Source organism: Sulfitobacter sp. R86518, assembly GCF_042466275.1.
GTDB classification, from domain to species: domain Bacteria; phylum Pseudomonadota; class Alphaproteobacteria; order Rhodobacterales; family Rhodobacteraceae; genus Sulfitobacter; species Sulfitobacter pontiacus.
Map to the genome: position 1 here is coordinate 2,821,894 of NZ_JAXHCA010000005.1, position 19,480 is coordinate 2,841,373.

Sequence of the window (19,480 nt, forward strand, 5' to 3'; positions counted from 1 at the left end):
CGGCACCCCCTTGCCTGAACCGCCGCATGGGCGTATCTCAGCGCGCATGTATACCATAGCCGCCCTCTATCATTTCAGCCGTTTTGACGCGCCTGACGCCCTGCGCCCGCCGTTGATTGCGCTTTGTGCGCAACATGACGTCAAAGGCACGCTGCTTGTCGCCGCCGAAGGCATCAACGGCACCATCGCCGGCCCCCGTGCGGGGATAGACGCGGTCATCGCGCATATCCGAGCCCTGCCCGGCTGCGCCGATCTTGAGTGGAAGGAAAGCACCGCCACGACGCCGCCCTTCGGCAAGATGAAGGTCCGCCTGAAGCGCGAGATCGTGACCATGGGTCAGCCCGATGTCGATCCGCTGGCCAAGGTCGGGCATTACGTCGATCCCGCCGACTGGAACGATCTGATCGGCCGCGACGATGTTGCCGTGATCGACACGCGCAATGATTATGAGGTCGCGATCGGCACCTTCGACGGGGCCATTGACCCCGAAACCCAGAGCTTTGGCGAATTTCCCGCCTGGTGGGAGGCGAATAAGGACCGGTTCCACAACAAGAAAATCGCGATGTTCTGTACCGGCGGTATCCGGTGTGAGAAATCGACCAACTACCTGATCGGCCAAGGGGTGGAGGACGTGTTCCACCTTAAGGGGGGCATCCTCAAGTACCTTGAAGAAGTCCCCGAAGAGCAAAGCAGCTGGAAAGGCGATTGCTTTGTCTTTGATAACCGCGTCAGCGTTGGTCACGGGTTGAAAGAAGGGCCGCATATGCTGTGTCACGGCTGCCGTCGCCCGATCCTGCCCGAAGATACCGCAAAGCCCGGATACGAGGCCGGCGTTAGCTGCCCGCAGTGCGTCAATGAAACCTCTGACGCGGATAAGGCGCGGTTCCGTGAGCGCCAGCGGCAGATGACGCTTGCCAAAGCACGCGGCGAAACCCACCGCAGCTGATCACCCTGTCGGCCCGCCCTGTTCCAAGCGCGGGCCTGTGGTGCAGGTTAAGCCCCGAACCCTTCGCGCCCGATAGAGACATAGGCCGAGAAACCAGCGCGTTTGGCATCTTTGGGGCTATAGATATTCCGAAGATCTGCCATCGCAGGGGTCGCCATGCGCTTGGCCATCCGCTTGAGGTCCAGCGCGCGGAATTCGTTCCACTCCGTCAGAATGACCAGCGCATCCGCATTTTGCGCGGCCTTATAGGCATCCTCCAGCCACGACACGCCGGGCAGCAAGGCTTCGCCCTCGCGTTTGCCCTGCGGATCAACCACACGCACCTTGGCCCCGTTGCCTACCAGCGATGGCACAATCGTCAAGCTGGGAAAGTCGCGCATATCGTCGGTGTTGGGCTTGAACGTTACCCCCAGCACCGCGATGGTCTTGCCGTTTACCGATCCGCCACAGATGTCGACCACCTTGTCGATCATCCGGCGTTTGACCTCGTCGTTCACCTTGATCACGGTTTCGGTCAACTGCATCGGCACCGAATGATCCTGCCCCATCCGCGCCAAGGCCTGCGTGTCTTTCGGGAAGCAGCTCCCGCCGTAGCCCGGGCCCGCATGCAGGAACTTGGACCCGATCCGGTTATCCAGCCCCATGCCTTTCGACACCATTTTCACATCCGCACCAGTGCGTTCACACAGGGCCGCGATTTCGTTGATAAAGGTAATCTTGGTCGCCAAAAACGCGTTGGCGGCGTATTTGATCATCTCTGCGCTTTCCAGATCGGTCGACATGATCGAAAACTCGCGCAGCGAGAGCGGGCGGTAGATGTCCTTCATCACCTGTTCGGCGCGTTCATTCTGCGTTCCTACAACCACGCGGTCGGGGCGCATAAAGTCGTCAATCGCGGCCCCTTCACGCAGGAATTCCGGGTTCGAGGCAACGTCGAAGTCGGCCTTAGGATTGGCTTTGGCGACGACCTGTTTGACCTGACGGTTGGTGCCCACGGGCACAGTCGATTTGGTGACGATCACCGCATACCCCGTCAGGACAGAGGCGATCTCTTCTGCGGCGGCCATGACATAGGTCAGATCCGCATGACCATCCCCGCGCCGGGTCGGTGTCCCAACCGCGATAAACACGGCATCCGCACCATCCACTGCACTGGCAAGGTCACCGGTGAAAGACAGACGACCCGCTGCAACGTTCTTGGCCATCAAATCATCAAGACCGGGTTCGTAGATCGGGACGATGCCCTTTTCCAACTTCTCGATTTTAGACGGGTCTTTGTCGACACAGACAACTTCATGCCCGAAATCCGAGAAACAAACACCCGAGACCAAACCGACATAGCCGGTGCCAATCATCGCAATCTTCATGAAACTTTATCCTAAATCAATTTGACAGTCAGCAAGCCAAGCCAGCCGGTGCACCCACATCTAGTGATCTGACAGCGCAAAACCAAGATAGGCAAATGGCATCAGAAGCCGGCGCAAGCGCCCCAGCTCGAACTTTCGCAGCGGTTTTTGCATAACCTGAGGGTAGGGCCGGTCGATGGGTTTGCCCATCACCAGATCCGCGACCAGCCCGCCCGAATAGCTGCCCATTGCAACACCATTCCCATGATAACAAAGACTTGCATAGACAGCACCGGGGTCAGGGAGCTTGCCGACAAAGGGCATTTGCTCGCGCGACAGACATACCATACCGGACCATTGGTAGGGTGTCTCAACGTCTTTCCACGCCGGGAAAAACTTTTCAAAATCGCGGCGTACACGCGCAATGGCGCGCGCCTCTGCCGCTTTGCCCGTCACCAAACCGCCGCGCATACCGAACAACATCCGGCGGTCCGGCATCAGCCTGAAATAATGCAGCAAATTGCGCGTATCTGCGGACATATAATCGCTCTTCCACCCCGCGGCATCTAGCTCTGCCTCGGTCAGGGGGCGGGTCACAAGGACCGTCGACTGCGTGGGCATATAGCGCGCAGACAGCCCCGGCACCAAATCTTCCGACGAATACCCGTTCGTGGCGACAATCACTTTCTGTGCACGCACCCTACCCTTGGGCGTTCGAACGTCGTGACCCTGCGCCGCCTGCCGTACCTCAAGCGCAGGCGTATCATGGTAAATGACCGCACCCGCCTTTTCCGCGGCTGCAGCAAGGCCGGTCACGTATTTCCGCGGGTTCAGCGCAAAGCCCGCCGGAATATGCAACGCCCCATGGAACGGCCCTGAAAGCCCATGCGCCGCGAAATCCGCGGGATCAATAAGCCGCGCCTCTAGCCCGTAGTTCTCTCGCACCTCGCGGGCGCGCGTGCGAAAATCGTCCATATCCTTGGGCCGATGCGCCAGCTCGATCTCCCCGTCGGAGTGGCGGTCAACCTCGATCCCATGCCGCGTGATCAACGCATCAACAAAGTTGATCGCCGCCAGCTCAGCCGCGCGAAAGCGCAACCGATCCTCGCGCCCTGAAAGCTTGTCCAGCGCAGCATCGCTGAGCCGCCCGCCCCCAAGGCAGCAAAAGCCCCCGTTGCGGCCCGACGCGCCCCAGCCGACGTATCGGTTTTCCAGCACGACCGCAGAATACCCAGCCTCCGCAAGGCGCAACGCGGCAGAGAGCCCTGTAAAGCCGCCCCCCACAATCGCCACGTCACAGGATACGTCACCTTCCAACGCAGACCTGTCGGTAGCGGCGCAGGTTTGATCCCACCAACAATCTTCCCTAGGCGCATCTGTATAGGCAAAATCGTTAAATATTCGTTTCATGCCGCCGCTCTTTCATGCCACGGCGCGTTCCGCCGCCTGCACATCGCGTTGCGCCTTGATCGCCTTGCGCTTCGATATCAGTGACGCCGTGATAACCCCGAAAGTCACGATACCGATCATGATGGTGGATAATGCGTTAATCTCGGGCGAGACGCCAAGACGCACCGCGCTCCAGATCTTGATCGGCAGGGTTGTGGAGGACGGGCCCGTGGTAAACGAAGCGATAACAAGGTCGTCCAGCGAGAGCGTGAACGCCAGCAGCCACCCCGAGATGACAGCCGGCGCAATGATCGGCAAGGTCACCAAACGGAAGGCGTCGAAAGGCGAACACCCAAGGTCCAGCGCCGCTTCCTCCAGCGACCGGTCAAAAGTCACCAGCCGCGATGACACGACCACTGAGACGTAGCACATCGAAAAGGTCGTGTGTGCCAGCACGATGGTCAGCGTCCCCCGGTCCAGCCCGATCCCGATAAACAGAAGCAACAGCGACAGGCCGGTAATCACCTCCGGCATGACCAGCGGCGCGTAGATCATACCCGAGAAGAGCGTACGCCCAGCAAACCGCCCTCCGCGCACAAGGATATATGCCGCCATCGTCCCCAACACCGTTGCCAGCGTAGAGGACGCCACCGCGACCTTTAGCGTTACCATCGCAGCATTCAGAAATGCCTCATTCTGAAGCAGCTCGCCGTACCATTTCGTCGAGAAACCGGCCCAGACAGTCACCAGTTTCGAACTGTTAAAACTGTAGATGACCAACAGGATCATCGGCAGATAAAGAAAAGCAAACCCGAGGGTGAGCGACGTAATATTGAACCAGCTTGCGCGTCTCATGACTCCACCTCGGCCTGACGTTGCTGGTTGCGTTGGAACAGAACGATTGGAACGATCAGGATCAGCAGCAGGATCACCGCCACCGCGCTCGCGACGGGCCAGTCGCGGTTGTTAAAGAACTCCTCGAACAAGACCTTGCCGATCATCAACGTCCCTGAACCGCCCAACAAAGACGGGATAACGAATTCGCCCAGCGCGGGGATAAAGACCAGGAAACACCCTGCAATGATCCCGTTGCGAGACAAAGGTATCGTGACCAGCCAGAATGCCTTTAACCGTGAACATCCCAGATCTTCGGCGGCCTCGATCAAGGATTCGTCCAACCGATCTAGCGCGGCATAAATCGGTAGAATCATGAATGGCAGATAAGTGTAAACAATTCCTATATAGACCGCGGTCGTCGTGTTCATGATCGTCAAAGGCGTATCAATGATGCCCAACCACAGCAGGAATTGATTCAAAAGCCCCTCATTACTCAGAATACCGACCCACGCGTAAACGCGGATCAGGAAGCTGGTCCAAAAGGGCAAGATCACCAGCATCATAAGGGTCGGACGCCATTCCTCGGGCGCGCGGGCCATGCCGTAGGCCATGGGGTAGCCCACCAAAACCGCTAAAACTGTAGATATTAACGCAATCTTCAAACTGCTTAGGTAAGCCTTCCAGTAGAGATCGTCCGAAGCAAGAAAGGTAAAGTTTTCCAGATCGAATGCCGCGAACATCGCCCAGATCCCGTCCTTTGCCGTCGGGGAGTAAGGAGGAATTGACAAAGCCAGATCAGAGAGGGAAATTTTAAAAACAATGATGAAAGGAATGAGAAACAGCGCGAGTAACCAGGCATAGGGCACCGCGATAAGGAAAAAGCGACGCATATTCATCGCTCCAACAGGACGCCGGCGGTGGCGCTCCACGAAATCCAGACCTTATCTTCCCACGTGATCGTGCGGCGCGACAGCCGACGCGTGTTTGCGGTCTGTGCCTTGATCACTTGACCACCAGCCAGCTGGACATGGTAGGTGCTGAGATTGCCAAGATATGCGATGTCCAGAACGGTGCCCTGAACAGCGTTCTTCATTTCTGTCGGCTTCTCGGTAGAAATGGCGATCTTCTCCGGTCGGATCGCAAGATGAGCTTCCTGCCCATCGCTAAAGGGGCGTTCTGATGCCGCAAGCAAGGGGGCCTCATTCGCGACCCAATCAAGGTGGTAGATATTATCGCCCGCGGGCTTCACCGTGCCAGAGATAATGTTCACGTCACCGATGAAGTCAGCGACGTAGACGGAATTAGGTGCTTCGTAGATACCTCCTGGCGTCGCGACCTGGATGATCTGCCCTTCGTCCATCACAGCCACGCGGCTCGCGACGGTCATCGCTTCCTCTTGGTCGTGGGTAACGATAACAAAGGTGGTCCCCGTGCTTTCCTGGATATCCATCAGTTCAAACTGGGTGTCCTGACGCAGCTTTTTGTCCAGCGCGCCAAGCGGTTCGTCCAGTAGCAAAAGCTTCGGCGCTTTGGCGAGGGACCGCGCAAGCGCGACCCGTTGACGTTGCCCCCCCGAAATCTGGTGGGGTTTGCGTTTAGCAAACTTAGTAAGGCGCGTCAGCTTGAGCATCTCTTCAACGCGTGCGGCGATATCTGCCTTGGACATATCCCCTCGTTTCAACCCAAAGGCGATATTCTCCCAGACAGACAGATGTGGGAACAGGGCATAGGACTGGAACATCATGTTCACCGCCCGCTTGTTCGGCGGGATGCCCGCGATATTCTTACCCGCCAATTCGATCTTGCCCGCGCTTGGGTTTTCAAACCCGGCAAGCATGCGCATCATCGTTGTTTTACCGCAGCCCGAAGGCCCCAGCAGTGCAAAGAACTCGCTTTCATAAATACTCAAAGACAGATCATCGATCGCAACGAAATCGCCAAAACGCTTTGTCACATTCTCGAAGCGGATAAGCGGCTTTTCGTTCGGGTCATCCCACGGGGCGAAAACGGGTTGGCTCACTTTGATCTATCCTTTGCACAGCGTTTACCCCTCCGGGTGGAAGGGTCCGGTTGATCGGGTCAAAACCGGTAAGGCTTTGACCCGATGCGATTTTAGATACCAGATTTGATCTTCGTCCACATACGCGTGATGACACGCTGTACCTTGGGTGAATATGAAGAAATGGTATACAGGTTTTCCAGCGTGGCTTCGTCTGGGTAAATCGCTGTGTCCCCGATCACGTCTTCGGCAAGGAACTCCTGGCTCGCCTTGTTGCCGTTCGCATAGTAAACGTAGTTCGACGCGGCGGCCATATTCTCTGGTTTCATCATGAAATTCAAGAACTTATGCGCCCCATCCGGGTTTGGCGCATCCGCTGGAATAGCCATATTGTCGAACCACATCAGCGCCCCTTCCTTTGGCGCGTAATAGGCGATTTCGACACCGTTATCCGCCTCGGCGGCGCGGTCACGCGATTGCAGGATGTCACCCGACCAACCGAAGGCAACGCAGATATCACCGTTGGCCAGTGCGTTAATATACTCCGAGCTGTGGAATTTTTGAACGTGGGGGGCAACCGCCGTCAAAACAGGCTCTGCCTTCGCGATCACGTCGGGGTCCTGGGATTGAGGATCGTCGCCCAGAAACTTCAGAGCCGCGGGGATCATTTCTGTCGGAGCGTCAAGGAAATGCACGCCACATTCGGCCAGCTTTTCCATATTCTCGGGCTTGAATACGAGGTCAAGCGAATCAACAGGGGCATCTTCGCCCAGCACTTCCTTAACCTTGGTCATGTTCACGCCAAGCCCGGTGGTGCCCCACATATAGTTAACGGCATACTCATTGCCGGGGTCGTATTTCGATACGCGGTCCTCGATCACGTCCCACATGTTGGTGATGTTCGGCAGTTTGTCTTTGTCGAGCTTCTGGAAAACCCCCGCCGTGATCTGGCGTTCAAGGAAGGTGCCGGTCGGGACAACCACGTCATAGCCGGACCCGCCTGCAAGCATCTTGGTTTCAAGCACTTCGTTACTGTCAAACACGTCATAGATCAGATCAATGCCGGTTTCTTCTTCAAATTTCTGCAACAGGTCTTCGTCGATGTAGTCGGACCAGTTATAGACCCGCACCTCTTCACCCAAGGCGCTGGTGGCGATCAATGCCGTTGCTGCGATTGAGCTGAGCAAGCTATATTTCATTGTCATCTCCCGTTGTGTAGGCTCAGTTGATCCGAACCTTTCGTCAATTTGATCAAGTTTTGCGTCATGCGACAAGATCATTTATAATTTTACGCAGGTGCATGCCGTGGTTCAAAATGTGGTTGAGTACAATTTAGGCAAATTTGATGAACGTAAATTCCGCTGACCTTGCGTCGCAAAAGCCTTTGGAAAGCCCGGCCAAGGTGCCGGCCCATCAGCATGTCTATGAACGCGTGCGCAAGCTGATCCTGTTCGGCGATCTTGCCCCCGGTCAGGCGGTCACCATTCAAGGCCTTGCAGAAACCCTTGATGCGGGCATGACCCCGGTGCGCGAAGCGCTGCGCCGTTTGATCGCCGAAGGCGCGCTGGTGCATCAGGGCAATCGCCGCGTATCGGTCCCTGTGCTGGGCCTCGAAGGGGTTAACGAGCTGGAATTCATGCGAAAAACCCTTGAAGCAGAGCTTGCTCAACGTGCCACAAGCCGCATGTCAGAGACTGTTTTAAGCGAACTCGCACAGGTGGATGACGCGCTGAACCACGCGATTGATCGTGGGGATATCGGCGAATACCTGACCCAGAACTACCGCTTTCACACCATCGTCAACACCTGTGCCGAGGCCCCTATTCTGGCCGCGACCGTCGACCGTTTATGGCTCATGTTCGGCCCGTCGCTGCGCGTGGTCTGCGGTCGGTTTGGCACGTCGAACCTGCCAGATAAACATGCCGACTTGCTGGCGGCTTTTCGCGAAGGCGATGCGGCAAAGGCTGCGCAGGCCATGGCAGAGGATGTTTCTCAGGGCATGGTCCAGATTCGCGCCTCTCTTTGATTAAAATCTGATCGGCTGATAGCCGTTTATCGTCACCACAGCAGAGCGATTCGATTGACTCTGCATAATTTGATCATATTCTGAGCCCAATCTTCCCTCCCCATTCCCAGAGGTGTTCTTTATGGCCCATATCACCAACCACATGCCCACCGCCGAGCTGCAAGCACTTGACGCCGCGCATCACATGCACCCGTTCACCACCAATGACGAACTTGCCGAGAAGGGCGCGCGGATTATCACCCGTGCCAAGGGCGTCTACCTGACCGACAGCGAGGGGAACGAGATCCTTGACGGGATGGCGGGTCTTTGGTGCGTCAACATCGGTTATGGCCGTCAGGAAATGGCCGACGTCGCCGCGCGCCAGATGCTCGAGCTGAACTACTATAACACTTTCTTCATGACCTCGCACGTGCCCGCGATCGCCCTTGCAAAAGAGATCGCGTCACTGGCCCCGGGCGATCTGAACCATGTGTTCTTTGCCGGGTCGGGCTCCGAAGCGAATGACACCAACATCAGGATGGTACGCACCTATTGGGCCATGAAAGGGAAGCCGGAGAAATCCCACATCATCAGCCGCAAGAATGCCTATCACGGGTCGTCGATGGGGTCCGGCTCTCTTGGTGGCATGAGCTATATGCACGAACAGGGCGGCATGCCGATCCCCGGTATTCACCACATCAACCAGCCCGACTGGTGGGTGGAAGGCGGCGACCTCACGCCCGAGGCGTTCGGCCTTGCCCGCGCGCAAGAGCTTGAGGCCAAGATCCTTGAGCTTGGGGCAGATAATGTCGCGGCGTTCATCGGTGAACCCATTCAGGGCGCGGGCGGGGTTATCGTGCCGCCAAGCACCTACTGGCCCGAAATCCAGCGTATTTGTGACAAGTACGATGTATTGATCATCGCGGACGAGGTGATCTGTGGCTTTGGCCGGACAGGCAGCTGGTTCGGGTCCGAGACCATGGGGATCAAGCCGCATATCATGACCATCGCCAAGGGCCTAAGCTCTGGCTACCAGCCGATTGGCGGGTCCATTGTGTGTGACGAGATCGCGCAGACCATCGGGTCCGGGGAGTTCAATCACGGCTATACCTATTCGGGGCACCCCGTTTGCTCGGCCGTGGCACTGGAAAACCTGCGGATTATGCAGGACGAAAACATTCTGGATCACGTGAACAATGTTGCCGCCCCCGCCCTGAAGGAAGGCTTGGCCAAACTGGCAGAACATCCTTTGGTTGGCACAGTCAACGTCGCGGGTCTTATGGCGTCGCTGCCGCTTTCCCCGCGCAAAGAAACGCGGTCGAAGTTCGCAGGCGACGCAGGAACCGTCGGTTATATGTGTCGTGAACGCTGCTTTGCGAATAATCTGGTGATGCGCCACGTTGGCGACCGGATGATCATCTCGCCACCGCTGGTGATCACCCCAGAAGAGATCAAAGTATTCATGACGCGCGCCACCAAAGCGCTGGATGAAACCTATACCGCGGTCAAAGAAGGCGGCCTGCTCAAGGCAGCCGAAGACCACGCGCAAGACGCTGAATCGCCGCTCGGCTAAGGCGTGACATACATTCGGGACGAGGCGCAAAGGTCGCCCGTCCCGCCGCTGGAAGCCCTGCAAGGACTTGTCTGTTTGCGACATCGGCAGTGGCTGACCAGCGCTCAAAATCGCCGGGTTCGGGGCGAGCCGCTGAGGCTTAACCTATGGCAGATATTAACGAATTTCCCTTATTTCAAGCAGGCTGCACAGTAATTCCGCAGGCAAAAGAACTGTTTCTTGTCAAATAACCGTCGATCTTCCCGCAATTGACGCTTTCTGCCCAAAAGTGTCGTTAATTGGTTGCAAAGCGGAAACCAGCCAGTTTTAACTTCCTGTCAACAAGGGCGCTTGAACGTCACAATAAACGGGGAGCCAGCTTTGGCAGATACTTCAGCAACGAATGCGTTCGTAGAATTTGAACGCGTGCAGAAAAGCTATGACGGCGAAAATCTCGTCGTAAAAGACCTCAACCTGTCGATGCCGAAAGGCGAGTTTCTGACAATGCTCGGGCCATCGGGGTCCGGCAAGACCACCTGCCTGATGATGCTGGCGGGTTTCGAAACGGCCACGCATGGCGACATCCGGCTTGATGGTAAATCGATCAACAACATCCCGCCGCACAAACGCGGCATTGGCATGGTGTTCCAGAACTACGCGCTTTTCCCGCATATGACCGTTGCCGAAAACCTCGCCTTCCCGCTTGAGGTGCGCAAGATCGGCAAGTCCGAGCGTGAAGAGAAAGTAAAGATCGCGCTGGACCGTGTTCAGATGGGCGACTTCGGCGGCCGCCGTCCGGCACAGCTTTCCGGTGGTCAGCAGCAACGTGTTGCCTTGGCCCGTGCTTTGGTCTTCGAACCCGAACTGGTGTTGATGGACGAACCGCTAGGGGCGTTGGACAAACAGCTGCGCGAAACATTGCAGTTCGAGATCACGCATCTGGCGCATGAACTGGGCATCACCGTGGTCTACGTGACCCACGACCAGACCGAAGCGCTGACAATGTCCGACCGCGTGGCCGTGTTTGAAAACGGCCGCATCCAGCAGTTGGCCCCGCCCGATCTGCTGTATGAAGAGCCCGAAAACAGCTTTGTTGCGCAGTTCATCGGCGAGAATAACACTCTTGAAGGCGTCGTGACCGAGATCAAGGGCGGCACTTGCCTTGTGCAGCTGGACGGCGGCGGCCTGATCGAGGCAAAGCCGATCAACGTGACCCGCGCCGGCGAACGCACCCGCGTATCGATCCGCCCCGAGCGCGTCGAATTCAACAAGGACCGGATGCAGGAAGGGGCACACACCCTGAAAGCCGAAGTGCTTGAATTCGTCTATATGGGCGACATCTTCCGCACCCGCCTGCGGGTTGCCGGGACCGACAACTTTATCATCAAGACACGAAACGCACCCGATCAGGTACGTTTGAAGCCAGGCCAGCAGATCGAGATTGGCTGGTTGGCAGAGGATTGCCGCGCCCTCGACGCATAAGCGTCAGGACGCGGCCGGCCGTCCAACGTTCGACGGCGTCGCACGAGGCTGTGGTTAAGCCCGATATCACACCCTCAAGACCCTAACGGGCATATAATGGGAGACTATCTAATGAAGTTTACGACAACGCTACTCGCATCCTCCGCGATCATTGGCGCTGGCACATTGGCATTCGCCGATGCGCATGCGGACATGGCCAAAGAGATGACGCTTGTTTCCTGGGGTGGCGCTTACCAAGCCAGCCAAGACAAAGCGTATCTGCAGCCCTATCTGGAAATGCACCCTGAACTCTCTGCTGTTTGGGATGAAAGCTCCAACGAAGCCGTGGCAAAGCTGCGCGCGATGAACGAAGCCGGTAACGTGACCTGGGATCTGGTCGACGTAGTTGCCGCTGACGCCATCCGCCTGTGCGACGAAGGTCTGGCGATGGAAATCGACGCGGACGAAATGCTGGCTGAAGCCCCCGACGGGACATCCGCTGAAGACGACTTTGGCGACCTGCTGGTCAGCGACTGCTTTATCCCGCAGATCGTGTATTCGACCACTTTCGGGTATCGCACAGACATGGTTGGCGACACGCCTCCAACCAAAATCTGTGACGTCTTCGACACCGAAGCCTACCCAGGCAAGCGCGCGCTTGAAAAGCGCCCCATCAACAACATGGAATGGGCGCTGCTCTGTGACGGCGTTGCAAAGGACGAAGTCTATGACGTTCTGGCGACTCCAGAAGGTCAGGAACAGGCTCTGGCCAAGCTCGACACCATCAAGGACGACGTGATCTGGTGGTCCGCCGGTGCCGACACGCCACAGCTGCTGGCCGATGGAGAAGTCGTCATGGGTTCCACCTACAACGGCCGTCTGTTCAGCGTTATCGAAGAGCAAGACCAGCCCGTTGCAATGCTGTGGGACGCGCAGGTGTTCGACCTTGACGGTTGGATCATCCCAGCAGGTCTGCCTGACGACCGTCTGGCGCGCGTCAAAGACTTCGTGAAATTCGCGACAGACACCCAGCGTCTGGCGGATCAATCGCAGTACATCAGCTACGGCCCTGCCCGTTTGTCCTCCGCTCCTATGGTTGGCAAGCACGCAGAACTGGGCATCGACATGGCACCACACATGCCAACCGACCCGGCCAACGCAAAGAACACGTTCCTCTACAACTACGAGTTCTGGGCTGACTACCGCGACGACATCGACGCGAAGTTCCAGGCATGGTTGGCGCAATAATCGCCTGAACCATTCGGAGGAGGCCGCTTTGGCCTCCTCCACCCCTTATTTGTTTTTCCATTTTCCCGACCTTCCAGCGACCTAACCCCATGGGGCCGATATGAGCGATACCGCCGACGCGACGAACGACACACCTGAACAGACCGGCCCGATGCTGGCCGCGGACGGTACACCGCTGAAACGCAGCCTGAACCGTGCGCTCCGTCGTCAGAAGCTCAGCGCGCTTTTGCTGATCGCCCCTCTGCTGATCTTTATCCTGATCACCTTTATCGCGCCGATCGCCGATATGCTGTTCCGCTCTGTCGAGAACCAGATCGTCAGCGACACGCTGCCCCGCACCACGCAAACCCTTTCCGACTGGGACAGCGAAAGCGGAGAAACCCCCGGTGCCCCCGTCTACAAGGCGCTCTACGAAGACCTGTTCATCGCACAGGAACGCAAATTGCACACCCGTCTGGGCTCAAGGCTCAACTACGAGCTGACCGGTGCATCGTCCCTGTTCCGCAAATCCGGCCGCGGCGTGGATGACATTGGCGAAGTGTTTCAGGACCAGTTCGAGGATCTGAACGACTTCTGGAAGAAGGGCGAAAACTGGAACGCTCTGCTTGGCTCCGACGCATGGCTGGCAGAGATTTCCGACTGGAAAAAATCCTCCGGCGACGACCAGCCTGCGTTTGAAATGCGCGAAGGCATGGCAGAGCTTCTGCCCGAGACCGCCGAATACTACGAAATTTTCGCCGACTTCGTTCAGAACGACGACGAAGACAACCTGTACAAGGAAGACCCATGGGCGCTGATCTACTCGGCCCTCTATGACGACCTGACAGGCCCTACGGCATCGCAAATCGCCAGCTATTCAGGCCCGGCGTCAGCCGAACTGACCGAGGCTGCCGCAGCCGCCCCTGCATTCGACGCAGTCGATTACAAAACAGCCTTCACCGAGATTGACGACGATTGGGGCAAAACCCCGATCTGGAGCACCATCCGCGCCTACAGTCCCGCGCTGACCAACGGCTATTTCCTGAATGCCGTCGACATGCAGAAAACGGCTGACGGTCCCGAATTCCGCCCCGACAACGAACGCATCTACGGCACGCTGTTCCTGCGCACGCTGTTCATGTCGGTCTGCATCACCCTCAGCTGTATCCTGCTGGGCTATCCGGTGGCGTGGATCCTCGCCAACCTGCCCGCGCGTACCGCGAACCTGCTGATGATCCTCGTGCTGCTGCCCTTCTGGACCTCGCTTCTGGTGCGGACATCGGCGTGGAAGGTCATGCTGCAACAACAGGGTGTGATCAACGATACACTGGTGTGGCTGGGCCTCGTGGCCGATGACAGCCGTCTTGCGCTGATCAACAACCAAACCGGCACGATCATCGCGATGACGCACATCCTGCTGCCCTTCATGATCCTGCCGCTCTATTCCGTGATGCAAACAGTACCGCCCAGCTATCTACGTGCGGCAAAGTCACTAGGGGCCACGAACTGGACAGCCTTCTGGCGCGTGTATTTCCCGCAATCGGTGCCCGGCATCGGCGCGGGATCAATCCTCGTGTTCATCCTGTCGATCGGTTACTACATCACGCCGGAAATCGTCGGCGGCACCACGGGGACATTCATCTCCAACCGGATCGCCTACCACATCTCCAGCTCGCTCAACTGGGGCCTCGCGGCCGCGCTTGGGGCGATCCTGCTGGCCGTGGTGCTTGGGCTTTACTGGGCCTACGACAAGATCGTCGGCATCGACAACGTGAAACTGGGAGGCTGATATCATGGTCGCACTCACACCTATCTCCCGCAAACCCGTCGGTTTCTATTTACCGGTTGTCGCCGCAGCAGGCGCCTTTGCCGGGCTCTTTGTCGGCACCGCCCAAGGCAGCGGACTGCTGGGCATCCTGATCGGAGCCCTCTCCATGGGGGCGCTGGCCTTTGTGCTGACGCAGTTGATCAAGAACGAAACCATCGCCCGCTGGACCTCTCGTCATTCTGCTGGCGGTGATCGGCTTTATTCTGGGCGGCGTGCCCATGCTCGTACTGGGGGCCATCTTCGGCTGGTTCTTCGGCTGGTTCAGCTTCTGGCTCTACGAGGGACGCTACCGCGCCAAGGTCGCGCCCTATCTGACCCCGGGTCAGGTGCTCTGGCACTTTGCCTTCCGCATCATTTGCGGCGCGATCCTTGTGTTCCTGATCACACCGATCCTCGTGGTCATGCCACTTAGCTTCAACGCCGAGAACTTCTTTACCTTCACCCCTGAAATGCTGCGTTTCGATCCCGAAGGGTATTCGCTGCGCCACTACAAAGACTTCTTCAGTAGCTCCGCATGGCAAGGTGCTGTCTGGAACTCGATCAAGATCGCCCCGGCCGCGACCCTTCTGTCGGTCAGCTTCGGTACCCTCGCGGCGATTGGCCTGAGCCAGCAGCACGTGCCGTTCCGGCGCGCGATCATGGCCATCCTGATCTCGCCCATGATCGTCCCACTGATCATCTCGGCGGCGGGCATGTACTTCTTCTACAGCCGCGTCGGCCTGCAGGGCACATATGTCGGCGTTGTCCTGGCGCACGCGGCCTTGGGCATCCCCTTCGTCATCATCACTGTCACCGCGACACTGGTAGGCTTTGACCGCTCTCTGACCCGCGCGGCGGCGAATATGGGGGCCAATCCGGTCACAACCTTCTTCCGCGTGCAAATGCCTTTGATCCTGCCGGGCGTGATCTCGGGCGGTTTGTTCGCCTTCATCACCTCGTTTGACGAAGTCGTCGTGGTGCTCTTTGTCGGGTCTGCCGGTCAGAAAACGCTCCCGTGGCAGATGTTCACAGGCCTACGCGAACAGATCAGCCCCACGATCCTTGCCGTGGCGACGATCCTCGTGGTCATCTCGATCTGCCTGCTGACCGTGGTCGAACTGCTGCGCCGCCGCTCCGAACGGCTGCGCGGAATGTCACCCGGCTAAGCCGCTTCCAAATGGTTTAAAATCCTCGCCGAAGGCACGCGCCGGACCGAAAGGTCCGGCGCGTTTCATTTACGCCAGATTATTCCGCCGTGGCTGCGCGCAGCGTCTCCAACAATCGGGGGGAGGCATAGCCGTCAGGCACAAGCCCCTGCGACAATTGGAAATCGCGCACCGCATTGATGGTCAGCGGGCCGATCTTGGCGTCGATCTGGACCGTATCAAACCCCTGCGCCGTCAACTGCGTCTGAAGCTCGATCCGTTCGTCATAGGTCAGCGCGCGGTCTTGCACCGGCCAGCTGGCCTCGATCGGCCCGCCCCCGGCGATACGGTCCGCCAGATGCCCCACACCGATCACATAGGCATCGGCCGAATTATAGCGTTCGATCACCGCGAAATTGGCATAGATCAGAAACGCCGCGCCCTCTGCCCCAGCGGGCAAAAGTAGTGACGCAGGGCCGTGATCCCCCAGCGACCCTGTCACAGGGCGCACCCCAAGCGCACGCCATTCCGCTGCCGTTTTCAGGATATCCCGCCCCGCCAGAAGATAGTCGAACCCCTCGGGCAGCCGTACCTCGACGCCCCAAGGCTGCCCCTGGACCCATCCGAAATGCTTGAGATACGCCGCGGTAGAGGCAAGCGCATCACGTGGATCATCGCTCCAGATATCGCGTTTGCCATCGCCGGTGAAATCCTCGGCATATTGCTGGAAGGACGAGGGCATGAACTGCGTGTGACCCATCGCACCAGCCCAACTGCCCTGCATCCTCGCGGGCGTGGTATCGCCCGCCTGCAAGATCCGCAGCGCGTCCAGCAGTTCCCCTTCAAAAAAGGCCCGCCGCCGCCCGTCATAGGCCAATGTCGCCAGCGAGCTGAGCACCGGATCGCTGCCCCTGAAGGTGCCATAGGCGCTTTCGAGCCCCCAGATCGCGGTGACGATCTCTTTCTCGACGCCATAGCGCGTTTCGATCTGGGATAGCGCGTCGGCCTGTTCGGCCAGCGCTTTCTTCCCGTTGGTGACCCGCAGATCAGAGGTCGCGGTCTCCAGATAGGCCCAGATTGTTTTGGTGAATTCCGATTGGTTGCGGTCGCGGCGGATGACCTGCGGGTCATAGCTTACGGTCTGCATCGCGCGGTCAAAAACCGCACCGTCGATCCCTGCGGCCAAGGCACGCGCACGGAAGGCGGTCACCCAGTCCTGCAATCCTGCCGCGTTGCCCGGCTTTTGCACAGCCGCGGGCGGGCGCGCAGTACCCTCGGCCCCCGCAGCGATCACACCTGTGGCAGCCGTCACCGAGAGTGTCATCCCGCCAACCAATGCGCCAATTTTCAGCAGTTCCATTCCCGCGCCCTTCCCCAGCATCACGCTGCAAGCCTAGCGTCAAACGCCGCGCCCAGAAAGGCGGAGTTGCCCGCTGTGCGTGTTACTGCCTGCCTGTTCCTGCCTCGTGTTCTCGCTCCGGGGTTAACGTCGTGTGCGTTTGACCTTGCGTTTCACCTTATCCGCCTTGCGCTTGGCTTTGACACCTTTGCGCTTGGGGTTGGTACGGCCCGCAGGCCCACCGCGTCCGCGCCGCGCCCCTTGGCCGCCCTTGGGCAGGGCGTCACCCTCAAGCGTCAGCAGTTCTAGCGCGATGCCCCCGGTGACCGGGACCGCCTCTGACAGGCGCACGGTGACACGCTGCCCGACAGAGATGATCATGCCGGTATCCGACCCCATCAGCGTGCCGGCTTCTTGGTCGAAATGGAAATACTCGCGCCCCAGCGACCGCATGGGCAGCAGCCCGTCGGCCCCGGTTTCGTCCAGCTTCACAAAGGCTCCAAATCGCGCCACGCCGCTGATCCGGCCCGAGAATTCATTGCCCACACGTTCCGACAGATAGGACGCGAGATAGCGATCCGTGGTGTCACGCTCTGCCATCATTGACCGGCGTTCCGTGTCCGAGATATGCGCGCCGGTCTGTTCGATATCCTCGATATCATGCTGGCTTAGCCCGTCATTGCCCCAGCCGTGGGCAGTGATCAACGCGCGGTGCACGATCAAATCCGCGTAGCGCCGGATCGGAGAGGTGAAATGCGCGTAGGACCGCAGCGCCAGACCAAAGTGCCCGATATGCGCAGGCCCGTAATAGGCTTGCGTCATCGACCGCAGGGTCGACAGGTTGATCAGCTCTGCATCATCCGTGCCCGCCGCATCGTTCAGCAGCTTGTTCAGATGGCGCGTATGCAGCACCTGTCCCTTGGCCAGCGTATAGCCCGCCGCCTGCGCGGTTTCGCGCAAGGCGTCCAGCTTGGCGGGAGAGGGCTCTTCGTGGATGCGATAAAGCAGCGGCGTTTTCTTGGACAGCAGAGTCTCGGCGGCGGCGACATTGGCCAGCACCATGAACTCTTCGATCAAGCGGTGCGCATCCAGCCGGTCCTTGAAGTTCACCGATTTCACGGTGCCGTCCTTGTCCAGCTCGATCCGCCGCTCGGGCAGGTCAAGGTCCAACGGCTGACGCTCGGCGCGGGCAGCTTTCAAGGCGGCATAGGCGGCGTAGATCGGTTTTAGCACAGGGTCCAGCAACGGGCCGGTGCGGTCATTGGGGGCACCGTCAATCGCGTCCTGCACCTCTTCGTAGTGCAGCGAAGCGGGCGAGCGCATCAGCCCGCGATGGAAGCTATGGCCGATCTTGTTGCCCGCCGCATCCAGCACCATGCGGACAGCGATACAGGCCCGCGGCACGCCTTCGTGCAACGAACACAGATCTCCCGACAGACGGTCGGGCAGCATCGGCACCACACGGTCAGGGAAATAGGTGGAATTGCCCCGTTTGCGCGCCTCGCGGTCCAGCGCAGAGCCGGGGGTGACATAGGCCGCCACATCGGCAATCGCGACCCAGACGACATGGCCGCCCTCGTTCTTGGGGTCTTCGTCAGCATGGGCATAGCACGCGTCATCATGGTCCCGCGCGTCCGACGGGTCGATGGTGATCAGGGGCAAATCGCGCAGATCCTCGCGCCCTTTCAGGCCCACGGGTTTCGCGGAATCGGCCTGCGCCATCACGTCGTCAGGAAAGTCGTCGGGGATACCATGCTGATGGATCGCGATCAGGGACACGGCCTTGGGCGCCGACGGGTCCCCCAGCCGTTCAATGATACGCGCCCGTGGCGATCCCATGCGCGCCTTTGGTCCGGCCTGCTCCGCCTCGACCAGCTCGCCATCCTTGGCCCCGTGGGTCGCGTCTCCGGGCACCCACCATTCCTTGTCGGACCCTTTGTCGATGGGCACAATGCGCCCGCCCTCTGTGGTCTTGCGGAAGATTCCCAAGACCCGCTGCGGGTTCGCGCCAATGCGGCGGATCAGCCGCGCCTCGTAGTGGTGGTCTTGCGCCTGTACCAGCGTCAACCGCGCCAGAATACGGTCGCCCGCACCCAAGGCCGGGTCAGAGGCACGGGGGATCACCAGCACCACGGGCTCCACGCCTTCGCCCTGCCACTCCATCGGTTTGGCAAACAGATCACCATCCTTGTCCGGCCCCGTGACCTGTAACACAGACACCGGCGGCAAGCGGTCAGGGTCCTGATAGCTGCGCTTGCGCTTTTCCAGATGGCCTTCGGCCTCCAGCTCTTTCAGCACGCGTTTCAGATCGATCCGGGCCGCCCCTTTGATGCCGAACGCCTTGGCGATGTCACGCTTGGCGGTCAGAGTGGGGTTTTCGGCGATCCAGTCAAGGATCTCGGGCTTTGAAGGTATTTTGCTCATGCT

At 58.9% G+C, this 19,480-nt stretch carries 14 protein-coding genes and 1 pseudogene; 7 read left to right on the top strand and 8 right to left on the bottom strand.

Annotated features, from left to right (window positions below):
* Positions 1-46 precede the first annotated feature (46 nt).
* Positions 47-946 carry a rhodanese-related sulfurtransferase gene (locus tag SJY36_RS14895; protein ID WP_039912169.1) on the top strand — a complete coding sequence of 300 codons (900 nt, stop codon included), beginning with the start codon at positions 47-49 and terminating at the stop codon, positions 944-946.
* A gap of 47 nt (positions 947-993) precedes the next feature.
* Here the strand turns inward: SJY36_RS14895 and SJY36_RS14900 are convergent, their stop codons facing one another.
* The 6 genes from SJY36_RS14900 to SJY36_RS14925 all read right to left on the bottom strand — a co-directional run bounded on the left by SJY36_RS14900 (position 994) and on the right by SJY36_RS14925 (position 7,716).
* Complete coding sequence (locus tag SJY36_RS14900) at positions 994-2,313, bottom strand: UDP-glucose dehydrogenase family protein (protein WP_386176169.1); 1,320 nt, start codon at positions 2,311-2,313, stop codon at positions 994-996.
* Between the two features lie 60 nt (positions 2,314-2,373).
* Entirely contained in the window at positions 2,374-3,702 is a 1,329-nt protein-coding gene (locus SJY36_RS14905; protein WP_386176171.1) for an NAD(P)/FAD-dependent oxidoreductase, read from the bottom strand.
* A 12-nt stretch (positions 3,703-3,714) separates the two neighbouring features.
* Positions 3,715-4,536, bottom strand: a complete 822-nt coding sequence (locus SJY36_RS14910) for an ABC transporter permease (protein WP_009825592.1) — start codon at positions 4,534-4,536, stop codon at positions 3,715-3,717.
* Positions 4,533-5,408: an ABC transporter permease subunit gene (locus SJY36_RS14915; protein WP_037942582.1), complete on the bottom strand. Its 876-nt coding sequence runs from the start codon at positions 5,406-5,408 to the stop codon at positions 4,533-4,535. Before SJY36_RS14915 ends, SJY36_RS14910 begins: the two co-directional genes overlap by 4 nt.
* 2 nt (positions 5,409-5,410) lie before the next feature.
* Entirely contained in the window at positions 5,411-6,538 is a 1,128-nt protein-coding gene (locus tag SJY36_RS14920) for an ABC transporter ATP-binding protein (protein ID WP_037965502.1), read from the bottom strand.
* A gap of 92 nt (positions 6,539-6,630) precedes the next feature.
* The gene (locus tag SJY36_RS14925; RefSeq protein ID WP_386176174.1) at positions 6,631-7,716 is read right to left on the bottom strand and encodes a polyamine ABC transporter substrate-binding protein; all 1,086 of its coding nucleotides are present in this window, start codon (positions 7,714-7,716) and stop codon (positions 6,631-6,633) included.
* 146 nt (positions 7,717-7,862) lie between these two features.
* On the opposite strand from SJY36_RS14925, the gene SJY36_RS14930 reads away from it, so the two are divergent.
* From SJY36_RS14930 to SJY36_RS14955, 6 genes and pseudogenes are all read left to right on the top strand, one after another.
* On the top strand, positions 7,863-8,543 hold the full coding sequence (locus SJY36_RS14930; RefSeq protein WP_386176176.1) for a GntR family transcriptional regulator: 681 nt from the start codon (positions 7,863-7,865) through the stop codon (positions 8,541-8,543).
* A 121-nt stretch (positions 8,544-8,664) separates the two neighbouring features.
* Positions 8,665-10,095, top strand: a complete 1,431-nt coding sequence (locus SJY36_RS14935) for an aspartate aminotransferase family protein (RefSeq protein WP_037942577.1) — start codon at positions 8,665-8,667, stop codon at positions 10,093-10,095.
* A gap of 360 nt (positions 10,096-10,455) precedes the next feature.
* Complete coding sequence (locus tag SJY36_RS14940; RefSeq protein WP_005850522.1) at positions 10,456-11,556, top strand: ABC transporter ATP-binding protein; 1,101 nt, start codon at positions 10,456-10,458, stop codon at positions 11,554-11,556.
* A gap of 111 nt (positions 11,557-11,667) precedes the next feature.
* A complete protein-coding gene (locus SJY36_RS14945; RefSeq protein ID WP_009825599.1) occupies positions 11,668-12,783 on the top strand; it encodes an extracellular solute-binding protein in 1,116 nt (371 codons plus the stop codon).
* A gap of 100 nt (positions 12,784-12,883) precedes the next feature.
* Entirely contained in the window at positions 12,884-14,551 is a 1,668-nt protein-coding gene (locus SJY36_RS14950; RefSeq protein ID WP_074636530.1) for an ABC transporter permease, read from the top strand.
* Positions 14,552-14,555: 4 nt separating this feature from the next.
* A pseudogene (locus SJY36_RS14955) lies at positions 14,556-15,735 on the top strand (ABC transporter permease).
* 79 nt (positions 15,736-15,814) lie between these two features.
* On the opposite strand, the gene SJY36_RS14960 reads toward SJY36_RS14955, so the two are convergent.
* Together SJY36_RS14960 and rnr are read right to left on the bottom strand one after the other, a co-directional pair.
* A complete protein-coding gene (locus SJY36_RS14960; RefSeq protein ID WP_386176178.1) occupies positions 15,815-17,074 on the bottom strand; it encodes a lytic murein transglycosylase in 1,260 nt (419 codons plus the stop codon).
* Positions 17,075-17,197: 123 nt separating this feature from the next.
* On the bottom strand, positions 17,198-19,477 hold the full coding sequence (gene rnr, locus SJY36_RS14965) for a ribonuclease R (protein WP_386176180.1): 2,280 nt from the start codon (positions 19,475-19,477) through the stop codon (positions 17,198-17,200).
* Positions 19,478-19,480 lie beyond the last annotated feature (3 nt).

Bases quoted from the DNA above. Each gene is read 5' to 3' on its own strand.
- SJY36_RS14895 (WP_039912169.1), top strand. From the start codon at position 47: ATGTATACCATAGCCGCCCTCTATCATTTCAGCCGTTTTGACGCGCCT.
- SJY36_RS14900 (WP_386176169.1), bottom strand. From the start codon at position 2,313: ATGAAGATTGCGATGATTGGCACCGGCTATGTCGGTTTGGTCTCGGGT.
- SJY36_RS14905 (WP_386176171.1), bottom strand. From the start codon at position 3,702: ATGAAACGAATATTTAACGATTTTGCCTATACAGATGCGCCTAGGGAA.
- SJY36_RS14910 (WP_009825592.1), bottom strand. From the start codon at position 4,536: ATGAGACGCGCAAGCTGGTTCAATATTACGTCGCTCACCCTCGGGTTT.
- SJY36_RS14915 (WP_037942582.1), bottom strand. From the start codon at position 5,408: ATGCGTCGCTTTTTCCTTATCGCGGTGCCCTATGCCTGGTTACTCGCG.
- SJY36_RS14925 (WP_386176174.1), bottom strand. From the start codon at position 7,716: ATGAAATATAGCTTGCTCAGCTCAATCGCAGCAACGGCATTGATCGCC.
- SJY36_RS14930 (WP_386176176.1), top strand. From the start codon at position 7,863: ATGAACGTAAATTCCGCTGACCTTGCGTCGCAAAAGCCTTTGGAAAGC.
- SJY36_RS14935 (WP_037942577.1), top strand. From the start codon at position 8,665: ATGGCCCATATCACCAACCACATGCCCACCGCCGAGCTGCAAGCACTT.
- SJY36_RS14945 (WP_009825599.1), top strand. From the start codon at position 11,668: ATGAAGTTTACGACAACGCTACTCGCATCCTCCGCGATCATTGGCGCT.
- SJY36_RS14950 (WP_074636530.1), top strand. From the start codon at position 12,884: ATGAGCGATACCGCCGACGCGACGAACGACACACCTGAACAGACCGGC.
- SJY36_RS14960 (WP_386176178.1), bottom strand. From the start codon at position 17,074: ATGGAACTGCTGAAAATTGGCGCATTGGTTGGCGGGATGACACTCTCG.
- rnr (WP_386176180.1), bottom strand. From the start codon at position 19,477: ATGAGCAAAATACCTTCAAAGCCCGAGATCCTTGACTGGATCGCCGAA.